Annotated in this window: 25 protein-coding genes and 2 pseudogenes; 19 read left to right on the plus strand and 8 right to left on the minus strand. The window is 49.5% G+C overall.

Annotated elements, in window-relative coordinates; genetic code table 11:
* Window positions 1-235 (plus strand): integrase core domain-containing protein (locus BHE85_RS02745; protein ID WP_146627965.1); only part of this gene is annotated, 235 nt, incomplete at its 5' end.
* Window positions 236-243: 8 nt separating this feature from the next.
* Here the strand turns inward: BHE85_RS02745 and BHE85_RS02750 are convergent.
* The 3 genes and pseudogenes from BHE85_RS02750 to BHE85_RS02760 all read right to left on the minus strand — a co-directional run.
* Window positions 244-579, minus strand: a pseudogene (locus tag BHE85_RS02750) (DUF1266 domain-containing protein); the annotation flags it as partial.
* 80 nt (window positions 580-659) lie between these two features.
* The gene (locus BHE85_RS02755) at window positions 660-2,087 is read right to left on the minus strand and encodes a J domain-containing protein (RefSeq protein WP_000786589.1); all 1,428 of its coding nucleotides are present in this window, start codon (window positions 2,085-2,087) and stop codon (window positions 660-662) included.
* Window positions 2,084-2,791, minus strand: coding sequence for a DUF1266 domain-containing protein (locus BHE85_RS02760; protein ID WP_000367147.1), 708 nt, complete (start codon window positions 2,789-2,791; stop codon window positions 2,084-2,086). The genes BHE85_RS02755 and BHE85_RS02760 overlap by 4 nt, the downstream gene beginning before the upstream one ends.
* A gap of 162 nt (window positions 2,792-2,953) precedes the next feature.
* On the opposite strand from BHE85_RS02760, the gene ybeQ reads away from it, so the two are divergent.
* Window positions 2,954-3,931, plus strand: a complete 978-nt coding sequence (gene ybeQ, locus BHE85_RS02765) for a Sel1 family TPR-like repeat protein YbeQ (protein ID WP_000578164.1) — start codon at window positions 2,954-2,956, stop codon at window positions 3,929-3,931.
* Window positions 3,932-4,000: 69 nt separating this feature from the next.
* Here ybeQ and BHE85_RS02770 read toward each other — a convergent pair whose 3' ends face one another.
* On the minus strand, window positions 4,001-4,483 hold the full coding sequence (locus BHE85_RS02770; RefSeq protein WP_001044880.1) for a zinc ribbon-containing protein: 483 nt from the start codon (window positions 4,481-4,483) through the stop codon (window positions 4,001-4,003).
* Between the two features lie 234 nt (window positions 4,484-4,717).
* Between BHE85_RS02770 and leuS the strand changes: the two genes are divergently transcribed.
* The 15 genes and pseudogenes from leuS to lipA all read left to right on the plus strand — a co-directional run bounded on the left by leuS (window position 4,718) and on the right by lipA (window position 20,251).
* Window positions 4,718-7,300, plus strand: a complete 2,583-nt coding sequence (gene leuS / locus BHE85_RS02775) for a leucine--tRNA ligase (RefSeq protein ID WP_004981279.1) — start codon at window positions 4,718-4,720, stop codon at window positions 7,298-7,300.
* A gap of 14 nt (window positions 7,301-7,314) precedes the next feature.
* Entirely contained in the window at window positions 7,315-7,896 is a 582-nt protein-coding gene (gene lptE, locus BHE85_RS02780) for an LPS assembly lipoprotein LptE (protein ID WP_039064002.1), read from the plus strand.
* Window positions 7,896-8,927: a DNA polymerase III subunit delta gene (gene holA, locus BHE85_RS02785; protein ID WP_000620542.1), complete on the plus strand. Its 1,032-nt coding sequence runs from the start codon at window positions 7,896-7,898 to the stop codon at window positions 8,925-8,927. Before lptE ends, holA begins: the two co-directional genes overlap by 1 nt.
* A gap of 1 nt (window position 8,928) precedes the next feature.
* A complete protein-coding gene (gene nadD / locus BHE85_RS02790) occupies window positions 8,929-9,570 on the plus strand; it encodes a nicotinate-nucleotide adenylyltransferase (RefSeq protein WP_000838895.1) in 642 nt (213 codons plus the stop codon).
* 23 nt (window positions 9,571-9,593) lie between these two features.
* Window positions 9,594-10,204: pseudogene (locus BHE85_RS02795) on the plus strand (adenosylcobalamin/alpha-ribazole phosphatase).
* Between the two features lie 259 nt (window positions 10,205-10,463).
* Entirely contained in the window at window positions 10,464-10,781 is a 318-nt protein-coding gene (gene rsfS / locus BHE85_RS02800) for a ribosome silencing factor (protein WP_001161664.1), read from the plus strand.
* A gap of 3 nt (window positions 10,782-10,784) precedes the next feature.
* A complete protein-coding gene (rlmH, locus tag BHE85_RS02805) occupies window positions 10,785-11,252 on the plus strand; it encodes a 23S rRNA (pseudouridine(1915)-N(3))-methyltransferase RlmH (RefSeq protein WP_000776104.1) in 468 nt (155 codons plus the stop codon).
* A gap of 30 nt (window positions 11,253-11,282) precedes the next feature.
* The gene (gene mrdA / locus BHE85_RS02810; RefSeq protein WP_000776195.1) at window positions 11,283-13,184 is read left to right on the plus strand and encodes a peptidoglycan DD-transpeptidase MrdA; all 1,902 of its coding nucleotides are present in this window, start codon (window positions 11,283-11,285) and stop codon (window positions 13,182-13,184) included.
* 2 nt (window positions 13,185-13,186) lie between these two features.
* A complete protein-coding gene (gene mrdB / locus BHE85_RS02815) occupies window positions 13,187-14,299 on the plus strand; it encodes a peptidoglycan glycosyltransferase MrdB (protein WP_000131719.1) in 1,113 nt (370 codons plus the stop codon).
* Window positions 14,300-14,309: 10 nt separating this feature from the next.
* Window positions 14,310-15,398: an endolytic peptidoglycan transglycosylase RlpA gene (gene rlpA, locus BHE85_RS02820; RefSeq protein ID WP_001231428.1), complete on the plus strand. Its 1,089-nt coding sequence runs from the start codon at window positions 14,310-14,312 to the stop codon at window positions 15,396-15,398.
* 139 nt (window positions 15,399-15,537) lie between these two features.
* Entirely contained in the window at window positions 15,538-16,749 is a 1,212-nt protein-coding gene (dacA, locus tag BHE85_RS02825) for a D-alanyl-D-alanine carboxypeptidase DacA (protein WP_001092079.1), read from the plus strand.
* 110 nt (window positions 16,750-16,859) lie between these two features.
* A complete protein-coding gene (gene ybeD / locus BHE85_RS02830) occupies window positions 16,860-17,123 on the plus strand; it encodes a DUF493 family protein YbeD (RefSeq protein ID WP_000850549.1) in 264 nt (87 codons plus the stop codon).
* Window positions 17,124-17,223: 100 nt separating this feature from the next.
* A complete protein-coding gene (gene lipB / locus BHE85_RS02835; protein WP_000284027.1) occupies window positions 17,224-17,865 on the plus strand; it encodes a lipoyl(octanoyl) transferase LipB in 642 nt (213 codons plus the stop codon).
* A 258-nt stretch (window positions 17,866-18,123) separates the two neighbouring features.
* On the plus strand, window positions 18,124-19,077 hold the full coding sequence (locus tag BHE85_RS02840) for a YbeF family transcriptional regulator (RefSeq protein ID WP_000378013.1): 954 nt from the start codon (window positions 18,124-18,126) through the stop codon (window positions 19,075-19,077).
* Window positions 19,078-19,285: 208 nt separating this feature from the next.
* Window positions 19,286-20,251 carry a lipoyl synthase gene (lipA, locus tag BHE85_RS02845; RefSeq protein WP_000042617.1) on the plus strand — a complete coding sequence of 322 codons (966 nt, stop codon included), beginning with the start codon at window positions 19,286-19,288 and terminating at the stop codon, window positions 20,249-20,251.
* A 100-nt stretch (window positions 20,252-20,351) separates the two neighbouring features.
* On the opposite strand, the gene tatE is transcribed toward lipA, so the two are convergent.
* The gene (tatE, locus tag BHE85_RS02850) at window positions 20,352-20,555 is read right to left on the minus strand and encodes a twin-arginine translocase subunit TatE (RefSeq protein WP_000503931.1); all 204 of its coding nucleotides are present in this window, start codon (window positions 20,553-20,555) and stop codon (window positions 20,352-20,354) included.
* Between the two features lie 128 nt (window positions 20,556-20,683).
* Window positions 20,684-21,472 carry a deaminated glutathione amidase gene (locus BHE85_RS02855; RefSeq protein ID WP_000959109.1) on the minus strand — a complete coding sequence of 263 codons (789 nt, stop codon included), beginning with the start codon at window positions 21,470-21,472 and terminating at the stop codon, window positions 20,684-20,686.
* 92 nt (window positions 21,473-21,564) lie between these two features.
* Between BHE85_RS02855 and crcB the strand changes: the two genes are divergently transcribed.
* Window positions 21,565-21,948, plus strand: coding sequence for a fluoride efflux transporter CrcB (crcB, locus tag BHE85_RS02860; protein ID WP_000939749.1), 384 nt, complete (start codon window positions 21,565-21,567; stop codon window positions 21,946-21,948).
* 54 nt (window positions 21,949-22,002) lie between these two features.
* Here the strand turns inward: crcB and cspE are convergent, their stop codons facing one another.
* Both cspE and pagP read right to left on the minus strand, forming a co-directional pair.
* Window positions 22,003-22,212 (minus strand): transcription antiterminator/RNA stability regulator CspE, encoded by a 210-nt coding sequence (gene cspE, locus BHE85_RS02865; protein ID WP_000034825.1) that lies wholly within the window; start codon window positions 22,210-22,212, stop codon window positions 22,003-22,005.
* A 174-nt stretch (window positions 22,213-22,386) separates the two neighbouring features.
* A complete protein-coding gene (gene pagP, locus BHE85_RS02870; protein WP_005004882.1) occupies window positions 22,387-22,947 on the minus strand; it encodes a lipid IV(A) palmitoyltransferase PagP in 561 nt (186 codons plus the stop codon).
* Between the two features lie 588 nt (window positions 22,948-23,535).
* Here pagP and dcuC point away from each other — a divergent pair.
* Window positions 23,536-24,921: an anaerobic C4-dicarboxylate transporter DcuC gene (gene dcuC, locus BHE85_RS02875; protein WP_000955063.1), complete on the plus strand. Its 1,386-nt coding sequence runs from the start codon at window positions 23,536-23,538 to the stop codon at window positions 24,919-24,921.
* Window positions 24,922-24,931: the final 10 nt, after the last annotated feature.

Here is a 24,931-nt window from a genome sequence, read left to right on the forward strand (position 1 = left end):
GCGCGGAAACTGCTGGGATAACAGCCCAATGGAACGCTTCTTCAGGAGTCTGAAGAACGAATGGATGCCGGTGGTGGGTTACGTAAGCTTCAGCGAGGCAGCTCACGCCATAACGGACTATATCGTTGGATATTACAGCGCACTAAGACCGCACGAATATAACGGTGGGTTACCCCCAAACGAATCGGAAAATCGATACTGGAAAAACTCTAACTCGGTGGCCAGTTTTTGTTGACCACTTCACCCTTCCCCACAGCACATAGCGGTTTGGGCAACGAATTGGGTATAAATCAACCCTCTCTCCGAGCCACCAGCAATTAATGCTTTCCACTCTTCAGGGGAAGAGCGATGCCATGTCAGATATAAGCCAGCTAAATCATTGGCATGACCATCATCAGTCATCTGATAAATAGTCTGAATTAAATCATCACGATTATTTATTCCCCAGGATGATGAGAGATCGAATTCTTTTATACCGGTATACATTTTTGGCGAGTCATGCGCGGGTTTGCAACCCTGATTAAGTATTTCCATGGGCGCAGAAAGCGCAAAAAGAAGATATTGTTCTTCCTTATTCATTTGTTAATAATCCCTTAAGTGCATTAACTGACTACTTTTTTATATTACTTGCCGGGCTTTCCGCACATTAACGTCGACTGTCACCCGAACAGATGGAGTATTTTCCCTATCAAACCGGCAAAGATAAAAATGTAGAAAATAATTTTGATGACGCCCAGACAGCCCGGCCCACCATCGTCAACGGGCATTGGCTGCGGTTGCGGCTCCGGTTCAACAGTTTGCTTCTCGGTAAAATTCGCCGCCTGAATTAATAATCGACGAATAATTAATGCTTCCAGTGGACAACGATCTTCTGCATCAAGACGGCTTACGATCGGCATTAATGATTCTTCTGTCGGTTGGCTGGCCTGCACTAATTGTTTGGCAACTAAATATAATGGCCATAAGAGATGTTCTGTATCACGCGTGAGTGAGATCCGCGGCTTACGTCCTTTGTGCAAAACCATCTCGACCAGTGAACGCCCCAGCGCAGAGAGTTTTTCATCGCTGAGTATTTCGTATAAATGAAAACGCGTACGGGCGCTGTCGCCGGGGACATAAAGTAGCTGTTTACCCTGATCGTTAACCAGTTCACGAGCTTCAATCATCATCACCACTAACGGGTAATAATCGACCCGATGCTGACGGCACCATTGCAATATTAAAGCATCCGCCTGGGTGGAGGGATACTCGCGCCAGTAGTCACAAAGTTCTGCCAGCAAGCTTTCGCCTTCTCCACAATAGACGCGTTGCGCGTATTCATAATAACGCGCATCTTCATTATCAGGTTCAGCTTCCCGCCACGACCGGGCGTAATCCAGAAGTTCGGGGATATCCAGGCGACCTGCGCTATACCAGCGGAGTAAATTTCTGTGCAGTTTTGCATCATCGGGGATGATCACTGCGCGATGTTGCGCTAAATACAATGTCAGCCATTCTGGATGCGATGACCAAATCCGAGCGAACATTTGGTAAAAATCGATGGTGTCATTTTGCACGGCAACGGGCAGATGCAGAATGGTCTGGAAGTTAAAAACATTCCCCTTCGCAATGGCATATAAAAAGGATTCCAGTTCTTCTTCGTCTATTTCCCCGACGTTTTCCTCCTGCAACCACCGCAATCTTTCTGCTAATAACACCACGCACTCGAAGGATAAATGGGCAGTGTTCATGGCGATTGTGCACAGCGACCAGCGTAATTCATCAATCTCTTCCATCGAGCAATAATTTAATTGCTGAATGAATCGCTGCCAGGCGGAGGGCAGAAAACGTTCGCTATCAGAGGCAAGTAACGCGCGAAAGGCGAGCAGAATTTCATGTTCTGCTACCTCATATTCTTCTGGTTGCCAAACAGATTTAGCAGGCGACTGCGCAATCCGTAGCGCCTCCTCATACGCCTGACGAAGTTGTTTAAAACCCTGCGGTTCGGTTTCTGGATGAAAGGACGGTAACAGCGCCAGATAAGCGCGGCGGATAATATCGACGTCAGTCGTTTCCTCTATATCGAGGATCTTCCAGCAATTTTTCATAAGTCGCTCATATCCTTAAGCGTTTCCGGGCATGTGGGGTAGTCAGCCAGTGGTTGCCAGGACAAGGTAGGGTAATACGCATCATCACTGGCAAATAATTGATAAAACATATCATTGCCGGAATCGTCGTATTCTTTACGCGCTAAGAATTCGCGTAATAAAGGCAGATGATCATCTTCGGGAGACTGCCAATATTGCCGACCAAAGGTATAACCGGCAAAGTATTGCCGCCAGTTACTATAATAACGTAGAGCCCGTAGATGAATACGCGACTGGATCCATAGACTTTCTTCTTCACTCAACCAGTTATTAAGTACGCCCATTCGACTTAAAAAACCCATCCGGACATAATCCCATGCTTTAATTCCTCCCTCACCACAGCATTCGGCTGTGCTGGCGACAAATTGCGCATAAGCCTGACCTTGCTCATTTAATTCAGCAAGATAGTCACGCCATTCACATGGAGAATAACGAAACCAGCGGTGATAAAACCCTGCCAACCGAGCGGCATGACCGTTCTCGATCATTCGGTGAATTGTGCGCAGCAGGTCATCACGGTCATCAATTCCCCATGAGGAAGAAAGGTCAAAAAAGCATGTACCTAAATACATTTTGGGGGATGAATGCGAAGGTAAACAGCATTCATTGCGTATTTCCATCGGAGTGGAAAGTGCAAACAATATTTTTTGCGACCCCATGTCCATATAATTTATCCTTAAACATTCATTTAATGAATGTAAACTACATTTCGAGACTCAGTTATTTATACTTTTCTGACGCGACATAATACGCATAAAATAAGGCTTACGCAAAAATGGAACACATAAAATATAATATGTTTTATCTACAACCATAAGGAAATGATAATGATTTTTACGTCAAGTTGCTGCGATAATTTATCAATAGATGAGATTATCGAACGTGCTGAAAAAGGCGATTGCGAGGCTCAATATATTGTTGGGTTTTATTATAATCGCGATAGCGCAATTGACTCTCCGGACGACGAAAAGGCCTTTTACTGGCTGAAGCTGGCCGCCGAGCAAGGTCATTGTGAAGCACAATATTCCTTAGGACAAAAGTATACTGAGGATAAAAGCCGTCATAAAGATAATGAGCATGCCATCTTTTGGCTGAAAAAAACTGCCCTACAAGGCCATACTTTCGCTTCCAACGCCCTTGGCTGGATACTGGATCGTGGAGAAGACCCCAATTATAAAGAAGCGGTTGTCTGGTATCAGATAGCCGCGGAGAGCGGAATGTCTTATGCGCAAAATAATCTTGGGTGGATGTACAGAAATGGCAACGGAGTCGCAAAAGACTATGCGCTGGCATTTTTCTGGTACAAACAAGCTGCATTACAAGGCCATAGTGACGCGCAAAACAATCTGGCCGATCTTTATGAAGACGGAAAAGGCGTTGCTCAAAACAAGACACTCGCCGCATTCTGGTATTTGAAAAGCGCACAGCAGGGTAATCGGCACGCCCAGTTTCAAATTGCATGGGATTATAACGCTGGCGAAGGGGTGGACCAGGACTATAAGCAAGCGATGTACTGGTATCTGAAGGCTGCCGCTCAGGAAAGCGTCGGCGCTTACGTCAACATCGGTTATATGTATAAACACGGACAAGGCGTTGAGAAAGATTATCAGGCTGCCTTTGAATGGTTTACGAAAGCCGCTGAATGCAATGACGCCACTGCCTGGTATAACCTGGCCATTATGTATCACTACGGAGAAGGAAGACCTGTCGATCTCCGACAGGCTCTCGACCTGTATCGTAAAGTTCAGTCATCCGGAACCAGAGATGTCAGTCAGGAAATTCGTGAGACTGAAGATTTACTGTAGAGATAAAAACAAGGGCCGGGGAATTTCATTCGGCCCATATTCTCTTTATTGCTGTGCGAAATCAGACTATTACGGCTCAAACGGGCGTCTCTGGAACTGGTCATGACCACATTTCGGGCATAGCGTCAGCACTTCCGGTGTGTAGATCGGGAGATGGAAGTGACATTTCTCGCAGACCAGATTTCCCAGCCCGACCACTTCTCCGCTGTGATAAACCCCATGATGATTGAGGTCCTGGAAAACTTCGCGCCATTCAAGCTGCGTTTTATCGGTGATATCTGCCAGCTCCTGCCATAAGCTTTCTTTAATCACCCGCATAAAGACGCTGTCAGATTCTTCTTTCAGGCTCTCTTCATAGCTCATGGCGAACTCTTCCAGGTCACGTCTTACAGCTCGCGTCAGCTCATCGACCTCGGTTCGCGTTAACTCCCCTGTTTTTATTACGCGCTCGCGCGCCTGTTCCACCAGTGCGTCGATATCACGTTCGCCATTGCGCAGGCGTTCGCTCAGTGACGCGACCAGTTCACGGTAATATTGAGCAACCTTGTTCATCGTTTCATCTCCCGGGTCGTTAACTGACTATAATAATAGACGTTCTTTGTTCCTTGCTTTGCTAATACGCCCACAAACTCTGTAAATTAATGTATGAATAATCCGGGCATCATTTCAACGTCGAGTGCGCGAAAGGCTGTTTTGACGCGGACGTTTGGGCTATGCTATGCGGATCTGAAAAACCACCTCAACGCTACATTTGTAGCCGTATTGAAAACAGGACCACTGGCTGCCATGCAAGAGCAATACCGCCCGGAAGAGATAGAATCCAAAGTACAGCTTCATTGGGATGAGAAGCGCACATTTGAAGTAACCGAAGACGAGAGCAAAGAGAAGTATTACTGCCTGTCTATGCTTCCCTATCCTTCTGGTCGACTACACATGGGCCACGTACGTAACTACACCATCGGTGACGTGATCGCCCGCTACCAGCGTATGCTGGGCAAAAACGTCCTGCAGCCGATCGGCTGGGACGCGTTTGGTCTGCCTGCGGAAGGCGCGGCGGTGAAAAACAACACCGCTCCGGCACCGTGGACGTACGACAACATCGCGTATATGAAAAACCAGCTCAAAATGCTGGGCTTTGGTTATGACTGGAGCCGCGAGCTGGCAACCTGTACGCCGGAATACTACCGTTGGGAACAGAAATTCTTCACCGAGCTGTATAAAAAAGGCCTGGTATATAAGAAGACTTCTGCGGTCAACTGGTGCCCGAACGACCAGACCGTACTGGCGAACGAACAAGTTATCGACGGCTGCTGCTGGCGCTGCGATACCAAAGTTGAACGTAAAGAGATCCCGCAGTGGTTTATCAAAATCACTGCTTACGCTGACGAGCTGCTCAACGATCTGGATAAACTGGATCACTGGCCAGACACCGTTAAAAGCATGCAGCGTAACTGGATCGGTCGTTCCGAAGGCGTGGAGATCACCTTCAACGTTAACGACTATGACAACACGCTGACCGTTTACACTACCCGCCCGGACACCTTTATGGGTTGTACCTACCTGGCGGTAGCTGCGGGTCATCCGCTGGCGCAGAAAGCGGCGGAAAATAATCCTGAACTGGCGGCCTTTATTGACGAATGCCGTAACACCAAAGTTGCCGAAGCTGAAATGGCGACGATGGAGAAAAAAGGCGTCGATACTGGCTTTAAAGCTGTTCACCCATTAACGGGCGAAGAAATTCCCGTTTGGGCAGCAAACTTCGTATTGATGGAGTACGGCACGGGCGCAGTTATGGCGGTTCCGGGTCACGACCAGCGCGACTACGAGTTTGCCTCTAAATACGGCCTGAACATCAAACCAGTTATCCTGGCTGCTGACGGCTCTGAGCCAGATCTTTCTCAGCAAGCCCTGACTGAAAAAGGCGTGCTGTTCAACTCTGGCGAATTCAACGGTCTTGACCATGAAGCGGCCTTCAACGCCATCGCCGATAAACTGACTGCGATGGGCGTTGGCGAGCGTAAAGTGAACTACCGCCTGCGCGACTGGGGTGTTTCTCGTCAGCGTTACTGGGGCGCGCCGATTCCGATGGTGACGCTGGAAGACGGTACCGTAATGCCGACCCCGGACGACCAGCTGCCGGTGATCCTGCCGGAAGATGTGGTGATGGACGGCATTACCAGCCCGATTAAAGCAGATCCGGAGTGGGCAAAAACTACCGTTAACGGTATGCCAGCGCTGCGTGAAACCGACACTTTCGACACCTTTATGGAGTCCTCCTGGTACTATGCGCGCTACACTTGCCCAGAGTACAAAGAAGGTATGCTGGATTCCGAAGCGGCTAACTACTGGCTGCCGGTGGATATCTACATTGGTGGTATCGAACACGCCATTATGCACCTGCTCTACTTCCGCTTCTTCCACAAACTGATGCGTGATGCAGGCATGGTGAACTCTGACGAACCAGCGAAACAGTTGCTGTGTCAGGGTATGGTGCTGGCAGATGCCTTCTACTATGTTGGCGAAAACGGCGAACGTAACTGGGTTTCCCCGGTTGATGCTATCGTTGAACGTGACGAGAAAGGCCGTATCGTGAAAGCGAAAGATGCGGCAGGCCATGAACTGGTTTATACCGGCATGAGCAAAATGTCCAAGTCGAAGAACAACGGTATCGACCCACAGGTGATGGTTGAACGTTACGGCGCGGACACCGTTCGTCTGTTTATGATGTTTGCTTCTCCGGCTGATATGACTCTAGAATGGCAGGAATCCGGTGTGGAAGGGGCTAACCGCTTCCTGAAACGTGTCTGGAAACTGGTTTACGAGCACACAGCAAAAGGTGATGTTGCGGCACTGAACGTTGATGCGCTGACTGAAGATCAGAAAGCGCTGCGTCGCGATGTGCATAAAACGATCGCTAAAGTGACCGATGATATCGGCCGTCGTCAGACCTTCAACACCGCAATTGCGGCGATTATGGAGCTGATGAACAAACTGGCGAAAGCACCAACCGATGGCGAGCAGGATCGCGCTCTGATGCAGGAAGCGCTGCTGGCCGTTGTCCGTATGCTTAACCCGTTCACCCCGCACATCTGCTTCACGCTGTGGCAGGAACTGAAAGGCGAAGGCGATATCGACAACGCGCCGTGGCCGGTTGCTGACGAAAAAGCGATGGTGGAAGACTCCACGCTGGTCGTGGTGCAGGTTAACGGTAAAGTCCGTGCCAAAATCACCGTTCCGGTGGACGCAACGGAAGAACAGGTTCGCGAACGTGCTGGCCAGGAACATCTGGTAGCAAAATATCTTGATGGCGTTACCGTGCGTAAAGTGATTTACGTACCAGGTAAACTCCTCAATCTGGTCGTTGGCTAAGCGCGGGAGGAAGCGTGCGATATCTGGCAACATTGTTGTTATCTCTGGCGGTGTTAATCACCGCCGGGTGTGGCTGGCATCTGCGTGATACCACGCAGGTTCCTTCCACTATGAAGGTCATGATCCTGGACTCAGGCGATCCGAACGGGCCATTAAGCCGTGCGGTGCGTAACCAGTTACGTCTGAATGGTGTCGAGTTGCTTGATAAAGAAACCACGCGTAAGGACGTTCCATCCCTGCGTTTGGGTAAAGTGAGCATCACGAAAGATACCGCATCGGTATTCCGTAACGGTCAAACAGCAGAGTATCAGATGATCATGACGGTGAATGCGACCGTGTTGATCCCCGGCCATGATATCTACCCGATTAGCGCCAAAGTCTTCCGTTCGTTCTTTGATAACCCGCAAATGGCGTTAGCGAAAGATAACGAACAAGACATGATCGTAAAAGAGATGTACGACCGTGCTGCCGAACAGCTGATTCGTAAGCTGCCAAGCATCCGTGCTGCGGATATTCGTTCCGACGAAGAACAGACGTCGACCACAACGGATACTCCGGCAACGCCTGCACGCGTCTCCACCACGCTGGGTAACTGATGATTCGGTTGTACCCGGAACAACTCCGCGCGCAGCTCAATGAAGGGCTGCGCGCGGCGTATCTTTTACTTGGTAACGATCCTCTGTTATTGCAGGAAAGCCAGGACGCTGTTCGTCAGGTAGCTGCGGCACAAGGATTCGAAGAACACCACACTTTTTCCATTGATCCCAACACTGACTGGAATGCGATCTTTTCGTTATGCCAGGCTATGAGTCTGTTTGCCAGTCGACAAACGCTATTGCTGTTGTTACCAGAAAACGGACCGAATGCGGCGATCAATGAACAACTTCTCACACTCACCGGACTTCTGCATGACGACCTGCTGTTGATCGTCCGCGGTAATAAATTAAGCAAAGCGCAAGAAAATGCCGCCTGGTTTACTGCGCTTGCGAATCGCAGCGTGCAGGTGACCTGTCAGACACCGGAGCAGGCTCAGCTTCCCCGCTGGGTTGCTGCGCGCGCAAAACAGCTCAACTTAGAACTGGATGACGCGGCAAATCAGGTGCTCTGCTACTGTTATGAAGGTAACCTGCTGGCGCTGGCTCAGGCACTGGAGCGTTTATCGCTGCTCTGGCCAGACGGCAAATTGACATTACCGCGCGTTGAACAGGCGGTGAATGATGCCGCGCATTTCACCCCTTTTCATTGGGTTGATGCTTTGTTGATGGGAAAAAGTAAGCGCACATTGCATATTCTTCAGCAACTGCGTCTGGAAGGCAGCGAACCGGTTATTTTGTTGCGCACATTACAACGTGAACTGTTGTTACTGGTTAACCTGAAACGCCAGTCTGCCCATACGCCACTGCGTGCGTTGTTTGATAAGCATCGGGTATGGCAGAACCGCCGGGGCATGATGGGCGAGGCGTTAAATCGCTTAAGTCAGACGCAGTTACGTCAGGCCGTGCAACTCCTGACACGAACGGAACTCACCCTCAAACAAGATTACGGTCAGTCAGTGTGGGCAGAGCTGGAAGGGTTATCTCTTCTGTTGTGCCATAAACCCCTGGCGGACGTATTTATCGACGGTTGATATGAAATCTTTACAGGCTCTGTTTGGCGGCACCTTTGATCCGGTGCACTATGGTCATCTAAAACCCGTGGAAACGCTGGCGAATTTGATTGGTCTGACGCGGGTCACAATCATCCCTAATAATGTTCCTCCGCATCGTCCCCAGCCGGAAGCGAACAGCGTGCAGCGTAAACACATGCTTGAACTGGCGATTGCCAACAAGCCATTATTTACTCTTGATGAACGCGAGCTAAAGCGCAATGCCCCCTCTTACACTGCGCAAACACTGAAAGAGTGGCGGCAGGAACAAGGACCGGACGTGCCGCTGGCGTTTATTATTGGTCAGGATTCACTGCTGACCTTTCCGACCTGGTACGAATACGAAACGATACTCGACAATGCACATTTGATCGTCTGTCGGCGTCCAGGTTACCCACTTGAAATGGCGCAACCGCAATACCAGCAATGGCTGGAAGATCATTTGACACATAACCAGGAAGATCTTCACCTTCAGCCTGCCGGTAAAATTTATCTGGCTGAAACGCCGTGGTTTAACATCTCGGCGACCATCATCCGCGAACGTTTGCAAAACGGTGAATCGTGTGAGGATTTATTGCCGGAACCGGTACTGACTTACATTAACCAACAAGGCTTGTATCGCTGATACCTGTCGTTACGGAGGGCATGATGCGACTGTGGTTAATTCGTCATGGTGAAACGCAAGCGAATATCGATGGTCTTTACAGCGGTCATGCGCCCCCCCCCTGACCGCGCGCGGTATTGAGCAAGCGCAAAATCTGCATACGCTGCTACATGGTGTTTCCTTTGATCTGGTTTTATGCAGTGAACTGGAACGGGCACAGCATACCGCGCGACTGGTTCTCAGTGACCGCCAGCTCCCCGTGCAAATCATCCCTGAACTCAACGAAATGTTTTTTGGCGACTGGGAGATGCGACATCATCGCGACCTCATGCAAGAAGATGCCGAAAACTATAGCGCGTGGTGCAATGACTGGCAGCATGCAATCCCCACGAACGGTGAAGGATTTCAGGCATTTTCGCAACGTGTGGAACGCTTTATCGCAAGGCTTAGTGAATTTCAGCACTATCAGAATATTTTAGTCGTCAGCCATCAGGGTGTACTGAGTCTGTTAATCGCCCGTTTAATTGGCATGCCTGCCGAGGCTATGTGGCATTTTCGCGTTGACCAGGGGTGTTGGAGCGCCATTGATATCAACCAAAAATTCGCGACGCTACGCGTCCTCAATAGCCGTGCCATCGGGGTCGATAATGCATGACTTTTCTGTTTTTTTACGGGTAAGCCGCAACGACCATTGACAGACCCGGGCAGGCTGATATTCTCCGCAGCCAGACTTTTTTCGCCAGACACGACTTTGTAGAAATTGTTTTACAAAAATGGCGATGCAATCTGCGGCGCGGGGTGGGATGATAGCCCACTTTCGAAAGCCGATTCGGCGACAATTGTCCCGAAATCGCCTCTGGTTCAGGTATACTGACAGACCATTTTTATCTATTTGATTCACCCAGGGGGAAAACTTGCAGGGTAAAGCACTCCAGGATTTTGTTATCGACAAAATTGATGACCTCAAAGGTCAGGACATCATCGCCTTAGACGTTCAAGGCAAATCCAGCATCACCGACTGCATGATCATCTGTACGGGTACGTCCAGCCGTCATGTTATGTCCATTGCTGACCACGTTGTGCAGGAGTCTCGCGCAGCGGGCCTGTTACCGCTCGGCGTAGAAGGTGAAAACAGCGCCGACTGGATTGTCGTGGATTTGGGCGATGTGATTGTCCATGTCATGCAGGAAGAGAGCCGTCGCCTGTATGAACTGGAAAAACTCTGGAGTTAATGCGTGAAGCTGCAACTTGTCGCCGTGGGAACGAAAATGCCGGACTGGGTACAAACCGGTTTTACCGAGTACCTGCGTCGTTTTCCGAAAGATATGCCCTTCGAGCTGATTGAAATTCCGGCCGGAAAACGCGGCAAGAATGCGGACATCAAGCGCATACTCGACAAAGAGGGTGAGCAGATGTTGGCGGCCGCAGGCAAAAACCGCATTGTCACCCTCGATATTCCAGGCAAGCCCTGGGATACGCCGCAGTTAGCCGCTGAGCTGGAACGCTGGAAGCTGGATGGTCGCGACGTCAGTCTACTGATTGGCGGGCCTGAAGGGTTGTCGCCTGCCTGTAAAGCGGCGGCGGAGCAGAGCTGGTCGCTGTCGGCGCTTACCCTCCCCCATCCGCTGGTTCGCGTGCTGGTCGCAGAGAGTCTGTACCGGGCGTGGAGCATCACCACCAACCATCCTTATCACCGTGAGTGATAAGGGAGCTTTGAGTAGAAAACGCAGCGGATGAAACTACAGAACTCTTTTCGCGACTATACGGCAGAGTCCGCGCTGTTTGTGCGCCGGGCGCTGGTCGCCTTTTTGGGGATTTTGCTGCTGACCGGCGTGCTTATCGCCAACCTGTATAATCTGCAAATTGTTCGCTTTACCGACTACCAGACCCGCTCTAATGAAAACCGCATTAAGCTGGTGCCTATCGCGCCCAGCCGCGGCATTATTTACGACCGTAATGGTATCCCTCTGGCCCTCAACCGCACTATCTACCAGATAGAAATGATGCCAGAGAAAGTCGATAACGTGCAGCAAACGCTGGACGCTTTGCGCAGCGTGGTTGATCTGACCGATGACGATATTGCTGCATTCCGAAAAGAGCGCGCACGTTCACACCGTTTCACCTCTATTCCCGTGAAAACTAACCTGACCGAAGTACAAGTAGCTCGCTTTGCCGTCAATCAGTACCGTTTTCCGGGGGTTGAAGTTAAAGGCTATAAACGTCGTTACTATCCTTACGGTTCGGCGTTGACCCACGTCATCGGCTATGTGTCGAAAATCAACGATAAAGACGTCGAACGCCTGAATAATGACGGCAAACTGGCCAACTATGCGGCAACGCATGATATCGGTAAGCTGGGCATTGAGCGTTACTATGAAGACGTGCTGCACGGTCAGACCGGTTATGAAGAGGTTGAAGTTAACAACCGTGGGCGTGTTATCCGCCAGTTAAAAGAAGTACCACCGCAAGCCGGACACGATATTTACCTGACGCTGGATCTCAAACTCCAGCAATATATTGAAACGCTGCTGGCGGGTAGCCGCGCAGCTGTGGTAGTCACCGATCCGCGTACAGGTGGGGTGCTGGCGCTGGTTTCCACGCCTAGTTATGACCCAAACTTGTTTGTTGACGGTATCTCCAGCAAAGATTATTCCGCCTTGTTGAACGACCCGAATACACCGCTGGTGAACCGCGCCACACAGGGGGTTTATCCTCCCGCGTCTACAGTTAAACCCTATGTGGCGGTTTCGGCATTGAGCGCCGGGGTGATCACGCGCAATACGACGCTGTTTGACCCAGGCTGGTGGCAACTGCCAGGTTCGGAAAAACGTTATCGTGACTGGAAAAAATGGGGCCACGGGCGTCTGAATGTCACAAGATCGCTGGAAGAATCTGCGGATACCTTCTTCTATCAGGTGGCCTACGATATGGGGATCGATCGCCTCTCCGAATGGATGGGTAAATTCGGTTATGGTCATTACACCGGTATCGACCTGGCGGAAGAACGTTCCGGCAACATGCCTACCCGCGAATGGAAACAGAAACGCTTTAAAAAACCGTGGTATCAGGGTGACACCATTCCGGTTGGTATCGGTCAGGGTTACTGGACAGCGACCCCAATCCAGATGAGTAAGGCACTGATGATCCTGATTAATGACGGTATCGTGAAGGTTCCGCATTTGCTGATGAGCACCGCCGAAGACGGCAAACAGGTGCCATGGGTACAACCGCATGAACCGCCCGTCGGCGATATTCATTCCGGTTACTGGGAGCTGGCGAAAGACGGTATGTACGGTGTTGCTAACCGCCCTAACGGTACGACGCATAAATACTTTGCCAGCGCACCGTACAAAATTGCGGCGAAATCTGGTACCGCTCAGGTCTTCGGTCTGAAAGCGAACGAAACCTATAATGCGCACAAAATTGCCGAGCGTTTACGTGACCACAAACTGATGACCGCCTTTGCGCCATACAACAATCCGCAAGTGGCTGTCGCCATGATTCTGGAGAACGGCGGCGCGGGTCCGGCGGTTGGTACGCTGATGCGTCAGATCCTCGACCACATTATGCTGGGTGATAACAACACCGATCTGCCTGCGGAAAATCCAGCGGTTGCCGCAGCGGAGGACCATTAATCATGACGGATAATCCGAATAAAAAAACATTCTGGGATAAAGTCCATCTCGATCCCACAATGCTGCTGATCTTACTGGCATTGCTGGTTTACAGCGCCCTAGTTATCTGGAGCGCCAGCGGTCAGGATATTGGCATGATGGAGCGTAAAATCGGCCAAATCGCGATGGGTCTGGTCATCATGGTGGTGATGGCGCAAATTCCTCCACGCGTTTATGAAGGCTGGGCCCCCTATCTCTATATCATCTGTATTATTTTGCTGGTGGCGGTAGATGCTTTCGGTGCCATCTCTAAAGGTGCTCAACGCTGGCTGGACCTCGGTATTGTTCGTTTTCAGCCGTCGGAAATTGCCAAAATAGCCGTACCACTGATGGTTGCGCGCTTTATCAACCGCGACGTTTGCCCACCGTCGTTGAAGAACACAGGCATCGCGCTGGTGCTGATATTTATGCCCACGCTGCTGGTGGCTGCACAGCCTGACCTGGGAACATCAATCCTCGTTGCGCTTTCCGGTCTGTTTGTACTGTTCCTCTCTGGCCTTAGCTGGCGTCTGATTGGCGTCGCAGTAGTGCTGGTGGCGGCGTTCATTCCTATTCTGTGGTTCTTCCTGATGCATGATTACCAGCGCCAGCGCGTAATGATGCTCCTAGACCCGGAATCAGACCCACTCGGCGCGGGCTATCACATTATTCAGTCTAAAATTGCTATTGGCTCCGGCGGATTACGCGGCAAAGGCTGGCTGCATGGCACTCAGTCACAACTTGAATTTCTACCCGAACGCCATACCGACTTTATCTTCGCGGTACTGGCGGAAGAGCTGGGATTAGTGGGCATTTTGATTCTGCTCGCTCTCTACATTCTGCTGATCATGCGCGGGCTGTGGATAGCCGCCAGAGCGCAAACCACCTTTGGTCGCGTCATGGCTGGCGGCTTAATGCTGATATTATTCGTTTATGTCTTCGTAAATATTGGTATGGTAAGCGGTATTCTGCCGGTTGTAGGGGTTCCGCTCCCACTGGTCAGTTATGGAGGATCAGCGCTAATTGTGCTGATGGCTGGGTTCGGGATTGTAATGTCAATCCACACCCACAGGAAAATGTTGTCGAAAAGCGTGTAAGAGGTGCGCAATGCGTAAGCAGTGGCTCGGGATCTGCATCGCGGCAGGAATGCTCGCGGCATGTACAAGCGATGATGGTCAGCAACAGACGGTAAGTGTACCGCAGCCTGCGGTATGTAACGGCCCCATAGTTGAAATTAGCGGGGCGGACCCGCGTTTCGAACCACTGAACGCGACGGCAAATCAGGATTACCAGCGCGACGGTAAAAGCTACAAAATCGTGCAGGATCCGTCTCGATTTAGCCAGGCGGGACTGGCGGCAATCTATGATGCCGAACCAGGCAGTAACCTGACGGCCTCTGGCGAAGCTTTCGATCCGACACAGCTGACGGCGGCCCATCCAACGCTTCCGATCCCCAGCTACGCCAGAATCACTAACCTGGCTAACGGGCGAATGATCGTGGTGCGCATTAATGATCGCGGCCCTTACGGCAACGACCGCGTTATTTCGCTTTCTCGCGCGGCAGCTGACCGTCTTAACACGTCAAACAACACCAAAGTTCGTATCGATCCGATTATTGTCGCCCAGGATGGTTCGCTTTCTGGTCCTGGTATGGCTTGTACCACAGTCGCCAAACAGACTTACGCCCTGCCTGCACCTCCCGATTTAAGCGGTGGCGCGGGAACAAGTTCAGTGTCTGGCCCGCAGGGTGACATTCTTCCGGTCAGTAATTCGACGCTAAAAAGCGAAGATCCGACCGGCGCGCCGGTAACCAGTAGCGGTTTCCTCGGCGCACCAACGACCTTAGCGCCTGGTGTACTGGAAGGCAGCGAACCGACGCCTGCGCCACAGCCCGTTGTTACAGCTCCGTCGACAACGCCTGCAACCTCGCCTGCAATGGTGACACCGCAAGCCGCCTCGCAAAGCGCCAGCGGCAACTTTATGGTGCAAGTCGGGGCCGTTAGCGATCAGGCTCGTGCGCAACAGTACCAACAGCAACTGGGACAGAAGTTCGGCGTCCCCGGTCGCGTAACTCAAAATGGCGCGGTCTGGCGGATCCAGCTTGGCCCCTTCGCCAGCAAAGCCGAAGCCAGTACCTTGCAGCAACGTTTGCAAACCGAAGCCCAATTACAGTCATTTATTACCACCGCGCAGTAGCGTAAAGCAGGCATCTGATGTGTCAATTTCTGTAAATGACGTTAACAAAGTCACGCGGAAAGTCAGATGCCTGCCGGTAGTGCATTTGCTATAGTAGGGCACTTTTTTTAATTCCATCACGGATGTCGTAGTTCAGACCATGAATACCATTTTTTCCGCTCGTATCATGAAGCGCCTGGCGCTCACCACGGCTCTTTGCACAGCCTTTATCTCTGCTGCACATGCCGATGACCTGAATATCAAAACTATGATCCCGGGTGTACCGCAGATCGATGCGGAGTCCTACATCCTGATTGACTATAACTCCGGCAAAGTGCTCGCCGAACAGAACGCAGATGTCCGCCGCGATCCTGCCAGCCTGACCAAAATGATGACCAGTTACGTTATCGGCCAAGCAATGAAAGCCGGTAAATTTAAAGAAACTGATTTAGTCACTATCGGCAACGACGCATGGGCCACCGGTAACCCGGTGTTTAAAGGCTCTTCGCTGATGTTCCTCAAACCGGGCATGCAGGTTCCGGTTTCTCAGCTGATCCGCGGTATTAACCTGCAATCGGGTAACGATGCTTGTGTCGCCATGGCTGATTTTGCCGCTGGTAGCCAGGACGCTTTTGTTGGCTTGATGAACAGCTACGTTAACGCCCTGGGCCTGAAAAACACCCACTTCCAGACGGTACATGGTCTGGATGCTGATGGTCAGTACAGCTCCGCGCGCGATATGGCGCTGATCGGCCAGGCGTTGATCCGTGACGTACCGAATGAATACTCGATCTATAAAGAAAAAGAATTTACGTTTAACGGTATTCGCCAGCTGAACCGTAACGGCCTGTTATGGGATAACAGCCTGAATGTCGACGGCATCAAAACCGGACACACTGACAAAGCAGGTTACAACCTTGTTGCTTCTGCGACTGAAGGCCAGATGCGCTTGATCTCTGCGGTGATGGGCGGACGTACTTTTAAAGGCCGTGAAGCCGAAAGTAAAAAACTGCTGACCTGGGGCTTCCGTTTCTTCGAAACCGTTAACCCACTGAAAGTAGGTAAAGAGTTCGCCTCTGAACCGGTTTGGTTTGGTGATTCTGATCGCGCTTCGTTAGGGGTTGATAAAGACATGTACCTGACCATTCCGCGTGGTCGCATGAAAGATCTGAAAGCCAGCTATGTGCTGAACAGCAGTGAATTGCATGCGCCGCTGCAAAAGAATCAGGTCGTCGGAACTATCAACTTCCAGCTTGATGGCAAAACGATCGAGCAACGCCCGCTGGTTGTGTTGCAAGAAATCCCGGAAGGTAACTTCTTCGGCAAAATCATTGATTACATTAAATTAATGTTCCATCACTGGTTTGGTTGAAAATTAAACACTTGAAAGTGTAATTTCCGTCCCCATATACTAAGCATCAGTAAAAAAACTCCCGCCTTCTGGCGGGAGTTGCTATTTAATTACGTTACGCCGGAGCTGACATGAAAACCAAACTTAACGAACTGCTTGAATTCCCTACTCCTTTTACTTACAAAGTTATGGGGCAGGCGTTACCTGAGCTGGTTGATCAGGTGGTTGAAGTGGTACAGCGCCATGCGCCAGGTGACTACACCCCAACGGTAAAACCAAGCAGCAAAGGCAACTACCACTCGGTATCTATCACTATCAACGCCACTCATATCGAGCAGGTTGAAATACTGTATGAAGAACTGGGCAAAATCGATATTGTCCGCATGGTTCTGTAACTCGCTTCTCCGTTACCCGGCTCCTGGTCGGGTAACTCCCCTCTCCTCGCTGTGATATACTTTTCCCCCACTTTTACTCATTCTCCACGGAGATGCCGTTTTGTATCAGGATAAAATTCTTGTCCGCCAGCTCGGTCTTCAGCCTTACGAGCCAATCTCCCAGGCTATGCATGAATTCACCGATACCCGCGATGATAGTACCCTTGATGAAATCTGGCTGGTCGAGCACTATCCGGTATTCACCCAAGGTCAGGCAGGAAAAGCGGAGCACATTTTAATGCCGGGTGATATTCCGGTGATCCAGAGCGATCGCGGTGGGCAGGTGACTTATCACGGGCCGGGACAACAGGTGATGTATGTGTTGCTTAACCTGAAACGCCGTAAACTCGGTGTGCGTGAACTGGTGACCTTGCTTGAGCAAACAGTGGTGAATACCCTGGCTGAACTGGGTATAGAAGCGCATCCTCGGGCTGACGCGCCTGGTGTCTATGTCGGGGAAAAGAAAATTTGCTCACTGGGTTTACGAATTCGACGCGGTTGTTCATTCCACGGTCTGGCATTAAACGTCAATATGGATCTTTCACCATTTTTACGTATTAATCCTTGTGGGTATGCCGGAATGGAAATGGCTAAAATATCACAATGGAAACCCGAAGCGACGACTAATAATATTGCTCCACGTTTACTGGAAAATATTTTAGCGCTACTAAACAATCCGGACTTCGAATATATTACCGCTTAATTCCATACATCAATGGCCCAATTTACACTGGGTCATTACTCATAATACCTGCTAATGCTTTACATCTCCTTCGCGTTTGTATATTTTCTTTATCACTTGCAGAAATGCGGTGCCACGCCTTGCTCCGTAACTCACCCCATTGATTAACCTATTGAAATAGTTGATTATGGTGAGCAAAAGCGTTCCGTTCCAATTAGACATAAGATTATTGTAATTTTTTAAATATTATTTTTCCATGAATAAAATTGGAGTAAGTGCGTGGATAGTAATAATCAAATTGAACCCTGTTTAAGCAGAAAGTCGTCAGAAGGTAAACCACAAATATTTACAACCTTACGAAATATTGCTCTTAACCTTCTGACTATTTTTGAAGCTGTATATGTACATAAAGGGATCGTTAATGCAGCGAAAGTGCTTAATCTGCCCCCCTCGGCAATCAGTCAGTCTATTCAGAAACTGCGCGTTATATTCCCTGACCCATTGTTTATTCGCAAAGGCCAAGGTGTCACTCCTACCGCATTTGCGATGCATCTACATGAGTATATCAGTCAGGGCCTTGAGTCCATTCTTGGCGCGCTGGATATCGAAGGAAGCTATGATAAGCAACGAACGATAACTATTGCGACCACTCCCTCGGTCGGAGCCCTGGTCCTTCCTGTCATCTATCGGGCGATTAAAACTCACTATCCGCAGCTTTTACTGCGCAACCCGCCCATCAGCGACGCGGAAAACCAACTCAGTCAGTTTCAAACCGATCTCATCATCGATAACATGTTTTGCACCAATCGTACGGTGCAACATCATGTTCTGTTCACCGACAATATGGTGTTAATTTGCCGCGAGGGAAATCCACTACTCTCTTTAGAAGATGACAGAGAGACTATCGACAACGCTGCGCATGTACTTCTGTTACCGGAAGAGCAAAATTTCAGCGGTCTGCGGCAGAGAGTTCAAGAAATGTTTCCGGACCGGCAAATCAATTTCACCAGCTACAACATTTTGACAATCGCTGCACTGGTTGCCAACAGTGACATGTTAGCGATTATTCCCAGCCGTTTTTATAACCTGTTTAGCCGCTGCTGGCCGCTGGAAAAACTGCCTTTTCCGTCCTTAAATAAGGAGCAAATAGATTTCTCTATCCACTACAACAAATTCAGCCTGCGTGATCCCATCCTGCACGGAGTAATAGATGTTATCCGTAATGCATTTTGAAAAAGTATTGTTACAGCCAGATCACAGCGCAGAACGATAAAATGGCACAATCCAACAACAATTTTACATTTTCGCGACCGCTTTGGCTGCTTTCAGGTCCGTTTCAATGATATACTGCCAGTCGTTAATTCAAAAATAGTTGATAATTACAACAATCTATTGAATTGAAACGCTTTCCTTCGTAATTCGCAACTGGAACACGCACGCTATGAGTAAACCCATTGTGATGGAACGCGGTGTTAAATACCGCGATGCCGATAAGATGGCCCTTATCCCGGTTAAAAACGTGGCAATAGAGCGCGAAGCCCTGCTGCGCAAGCCGGAATGGATGAAAATCAAGCTTCCAGCGGACTCTACACGTATCCAGGGCATCAAAGCCGCAATGCGCAAAAATGGCCTGCATTCTGTCTGCGAGGAAGCCTCCTGCCCTAACCTGGCGGAATGCTTCAACCACGGCACAGCAACGTTTATGATCCTCGGCGCTATTTGTACCCGCCGTTGTCCGTTCTGTGATGTTGCCCACGGTCGCCCGGTAGCTCCTGATGCCAATGAACCAGTGAAACTGGCGCAGACCATTGCCGATATGGCGCTGCGTTATGTGGTTATCACCTCCGTTGACCGTGATGACCTGCGCGATGGCGGTGCCCAGCACTTTGCGGATTGCATTACTGCCATTCGGGAAAAAAGCCCGCAAATCAAAATTGAAACTCTGGTGCCGGATTTCCGTGGTCGTATGGATCGTGCTCTGGATATTCTGACTGCAACGCCACCAGATGTGTTCAACCATAACCTGGAAAACGTACCGCGTATTTACCGTCAGGTACGGCCTGGGGCAGATTACAACTGGTCGCTGAAGCTGCTGGAACGCTTTAAAGAAGCGCATCCGGAAATCCCGACCAAGTCTGGTCTAATGGTGGGACTGGGTGAAACCAATGAAGAAATTATTGAGGTAATGCGCGACCTGCGCCGTCATGGTGTGACGATGTTAACGCTGGGGCAATATTTGCAGCCAAGCCGCCATCACCTGCCGGTTCAACGTTACGTTAGCCCGGATGAGTTCGACGAAATGAAAGCCGAAGCGCTGGCGATGGGCTTTACCCATGCTGCATGCGGTCCGTTTGTCCGTTCTTCTTACCACGCCGATTTGCAGGCGAAAGGGATGGAAGTTAAGTAATCCTGTAATAATTACTTACATCTGTCTGATAAAAAACCCGCTTTTTGAAGCGGTTTTTTTGTATCGAACAAGATATTGAGGGAGCGTCCTGCTCGCCACGTCACTCTTTATGAGAGAGCTTTTCAGCCTGAAGATCAACGTCTGCGCCTTTTTTCGCCGCAGCATCATCATCATTCATCGCCTTCTTGAACCCTTTAATGGCCGCTCCAAGGTCTCCGCCCAGCGTACGTAACTTCTTAGTCCCAAACAGCAGAACGACCAGCGCCGCAACTACTAGCAGTTTGGTAATACTAATCTCACCCATAGATACCTTCTTGACATATAACCGGCAACAGAACGCGCCTTAAAAACCAGAGAATATTAACGGTCATTCGACGCGCGCACACAATAGCAATCTGTAACAAGGTGAATCAAGCGCCGAGTAAAAAAACATCATAATAATTGCGGCGGCGCAAAGCGACGGTTGTTTAAGACGGGCAGTTGCGCGCGCACCTGACGCACACGTTCGGGCGTCACTTCCGCCATAATGAGTGCAGGCATTTCTGACGCTGCCGCAATGGTGACGCCAAAGGGATCTATAATCCGGCTTTGCCCGATATTTTTGTTCCCGCACTCGCCCGCCGCCACCATATAACAGGTGGTATCCAGCGCACGAGCGGCAAGCAACGTTGACCAGTGATGCTCTTTGAGCGGCCCGCGAACCCAGGCGGCAGGAAGTACCAGGATTTCAGCTCCCTGTAATGCCTGTGCCAGCGCCAGCTCTGGAAAGCGTAAGTCATAACAGGTCATCAGACCGACCTTCATCCCTTCCACCTCCAGTAACGGAGCGATTTCATTACCAGCATCAACACGGCGTGATTCCTGAATGGCAAATGCATCATAGAGATGCAGTTTGGCATAACGGGCGACGATGTTTCCTGCCTGAAGTGCCACCAGCATATTCCATGCGCGCCCCGGCGTTGAAGGAACATGAATCGTCAGAATTGTCGTCATCATGTTACGTTTACTTTCTCGCCGTAAACGTCCGAGGAATTCGCCTTCCAGCAGCTGTGCTGATTTAACCGATAGATCTGCATCATGATCATCGCGTGCCAGCAATGCTTCCGGCAGGACAAACAGCGATACGTCGTTTTCCGCCGCCTGCGCCATCAACGAGGCACAAATCTCAGCGTTCTTTTCCCACACAGATGTAACAGCAAACTGTCCTGCAGCAACCAGCATTGCCACCTCCTGTCAGAGTCGTAAAATTCGCCAACGACGATTATTCGGCGTTACACTTATCACTCATACAAATCAAATAGCAGGATTTTGCAGTGTTACAACTTCTTTTAGCAGTTTTTATTGGCGGTGGTACGGGAAGCGTGGCGAGATGGCTGTTAAGTATGCGATTTAACCCACTGCATCAGGCGATTCCGTTGGGGACGCTGACAGCAAACCTGATTGGGGCATTCATCATAGGAATGGGATTCGCATGGTTCAGCAGGATGACGAACATTGATCCAGTGTGGAAAGTATTAATCACCACCGGATTTTGTGGCGGTCTAACAACCTTCTCAACATTTTCGGCAGAAGTGGTGTTTTTGTTACAAGAGGGTCGCTTTGGCTGGGCATTACTGAACGTTTTCGTCAACCTTCTGGGGTCTTTTGCCATGACAGCACTGGCTTTCTGGCTGTTTTCGGCCTCAACCGCACACTAAAGACCCAAAAAAAACCCGCTGATTAAGCGGGTTTTGAATTCTTGCTGACGTATCTTACAGAGCGATTACGTTTGCAGCAGAAGGGCCTTTGGCACCGTTAGTGATTTCGAACTCTACGCGCTGACCTTCAGCAAGAGTTTTAAAACCATTAGTCTGGATTGCAGAGAAGTGTACGAACACGTCTTTGCTGCCGTCTTCCGGAGTAATGAAACCGAATCCTTTGGACTCATTAAACCACTTAACGTTACCTTTAATCTTAGACATCAAAATTACCTTTACATGAAAAATAGACACAAATGCTGCGTCGGTTACCAGTACACCAATTGTGGTACGCTTTGTCCAGTGCAACTTTACTAAAAAGTGATAAAAGTCGCGTTATTTTTGATGTTACTTATTTTAGCTATTGATTTTAAAGAAGTTACTAAAACTTCATTTGTCTCAAAACTGAAAGCGCATCCAGGCAAAGTACACATTGCCATTGTTGTAGGTACCCGGAATGTAGGTCATCTGAAAAGTCACTGGGCCATAACCCACGGAGGCCAATGGCAGTAGAACCGGGAGAGGGATGTAATTCCAGTTATCGCGTGCCGTTACGCCAGCGGTGAATCCCAGACCTAAATGAAAATTTTCATCCGCCAGCGGTCGCCAGGTACTTTCCCATCCGTATCCGGCAATCGGTTCCCATTTGTTCCACGAGTCCTTAAATGCCATGGCATACAGGCCATGCCAGTTTCCTTTTTCATCCCAACGCGACAGGCCAAAACCGCCACCCCACGGTCGCTCGTTATAGCGATCGGTTTTTTCTTTGTCGTAAGCGAAACGTGCATGCCAGGTGATGGCAGGAATATATAAATCATAATGTTCAGGCTGTTGCCAGGTTGGTGCAATATTTTCTCTAAACGTTGTCATCCACTCATCTGCGTTAGCAAAAACTTTACCAACGCTGATTAACTGAATAAAAACAAAGGAAAAGATAGCGACATATTTACTCACGTTCATTTGTGACCATAAAACATTTATCAAAAATCTACTACTAGCATAGCAAAGCTACAATTAACATAACCTTAATAGACCCAACATAAAGAATAATCTGAATAGCTGCTCTATTTATTTCCGCTTGTTCAAGTTAAATATTTCCGCGCATCGATTAAAGATGATGCGTCGTTTTCTGCGATGGGAATAGTCAAAAAAGAAAAACCAAGTCTTTTTTGATGACAAAATGCAATCAAGGAAAAATTATTTTATTTTTTAACGAGATACAACAATCACCTTAACAAAGTATATAATATATATCGTCAACCTATGCTCATATTAGATTATTTTTTGAGCGCACAGCCGCAGCTAACACCATTGCAATTAACAAATTTGCATCAATCCACCATCAATTTGCACACATTATTATGTGATAATTGCCAACCGCTAAATATGCGTTTTGTTATCTATGTATAAAAACAGTAACTTCAATGTCTTAATGGCAGTTTTTCTTGATTTTAATCAGCATTCATCGCCAATTTATTGGGCATATTTTTTCCTTAAGCTTTAGGAATTTTTTATTATTTACTTTGGGGCCTGGAGACAGGAAAAATTATGCTGACATTCATTGAACTCCTTATTGGGGTTGTGGTTATTGTGGGTGTAGCTCGCTACATCATTAAAGGGTATTCCGCCACTGGTGTGTTATTTGTCGGTGGCCTGTTATTGCTGATTATCAGTGCCATTATGGGGCACAAAGTGTTACCGTCCAGCCAGGCTTCAACAGGCTACAGCGCCACGGATATCGTTGAATACGTTAAAATATTACTAATGAGCCGCGGCGGCGACCTCGGCATGATGATTATGATGCTGTGTGGATTTGCCGCTTACATGACCCATATCGGCGCGAATGATATGGTGGTCAAGCTGGCGTCAAAACCATTGCAGTATATTAACTCCCCTTACCTGCTGATGATTGCCGCCTATTTTGTCGCCTGTCTGATGTCTCTGGCCGTCTCTTCCGCAACCGGTCTGGGTGTTTTGCTGATGGCAACCCTATTTCCGGTGATGGTAAACGTTGGTATCAGTCGTGGCGCAGCTGCTGCCATTTGTGCCTCCCCGGCGGCGATTATTCTCGCACCGACTTCAGGGGATGTGGTGCTGGCGGCGCAAGCTTCCGAAATGTCGCTGATTGACTTCGCCTTCAAAACGACGCTGCCTATCTCAATTGCTGCAATTATCGGCATGGCGATCGCCCACTTCTTCTGGCAACGTTATCTGGATAAAAAAGAGCACATCTCTCATGAAATGTTAGATGTCAGTGAAATCACCACCACTGCTCCTGCGTTTTATGCCATTTTGCCGTTCACGCCGATCATCGGTGTACTGATTTTTGACGGTAAATGGGGTCCGCAATTACACATCATCACTATTCTGGTGATTTGTATGCTGATTGCCTCCATTCTGGAGTTCCTCCGCAGCTTTAATACCCAGAAAGTTTTCTCTGGTCTGGAAGTGGCTTATCGCGGGATGGCAGATGCGTTTGCTAACGTGGTGATGCTGCTGGTTGCCGCTGGGGTATTCGCTCAGGGGCTTAGCACCATCGGCTTTATTCAAAGTCTGATTTCTATCGCTACCTCGTTTGGTTCGGCGAGTATCATCCTGATGCTGGTATTGGTGATTCTGACAATGCTGGCGGCAGTCACGACCGGTTCAGGCAATGCGCCGTTTTATGCGTTTGTTGAGATGATCCCGAAACTAGCGCACTCTTCCGGCATTAACCCGGCGTATTTGACTATCCCGATGCTGCAGGCGTCAAACCTTGGCCGTACCCTTTCGCCCGTTTCTGGCGTAGTCGTTGCGGTTGCCGGGATGGCGAAGATCTCGCCGTTTGAAGTCGTAAAACGCACCTCGGTACCGGTGCTTGTTGGTTTGGTGATTGTTATCGTTGCTACAGAGCTGATGGTGCCAGGAACAGCAGCAGCGGTCACAGGCAAGTAAATAGTAATGC

It is taken from the genome of Shigella sp. FC1567, assembly GCF_001743015.1.
Classification (GTDB): domain Bacteria; phylum Pseudomonadota; class Gammaproteobacteria; order Enterobacterales; family Enterobacteriaceae; genus Escherichia; species Escherichia coli.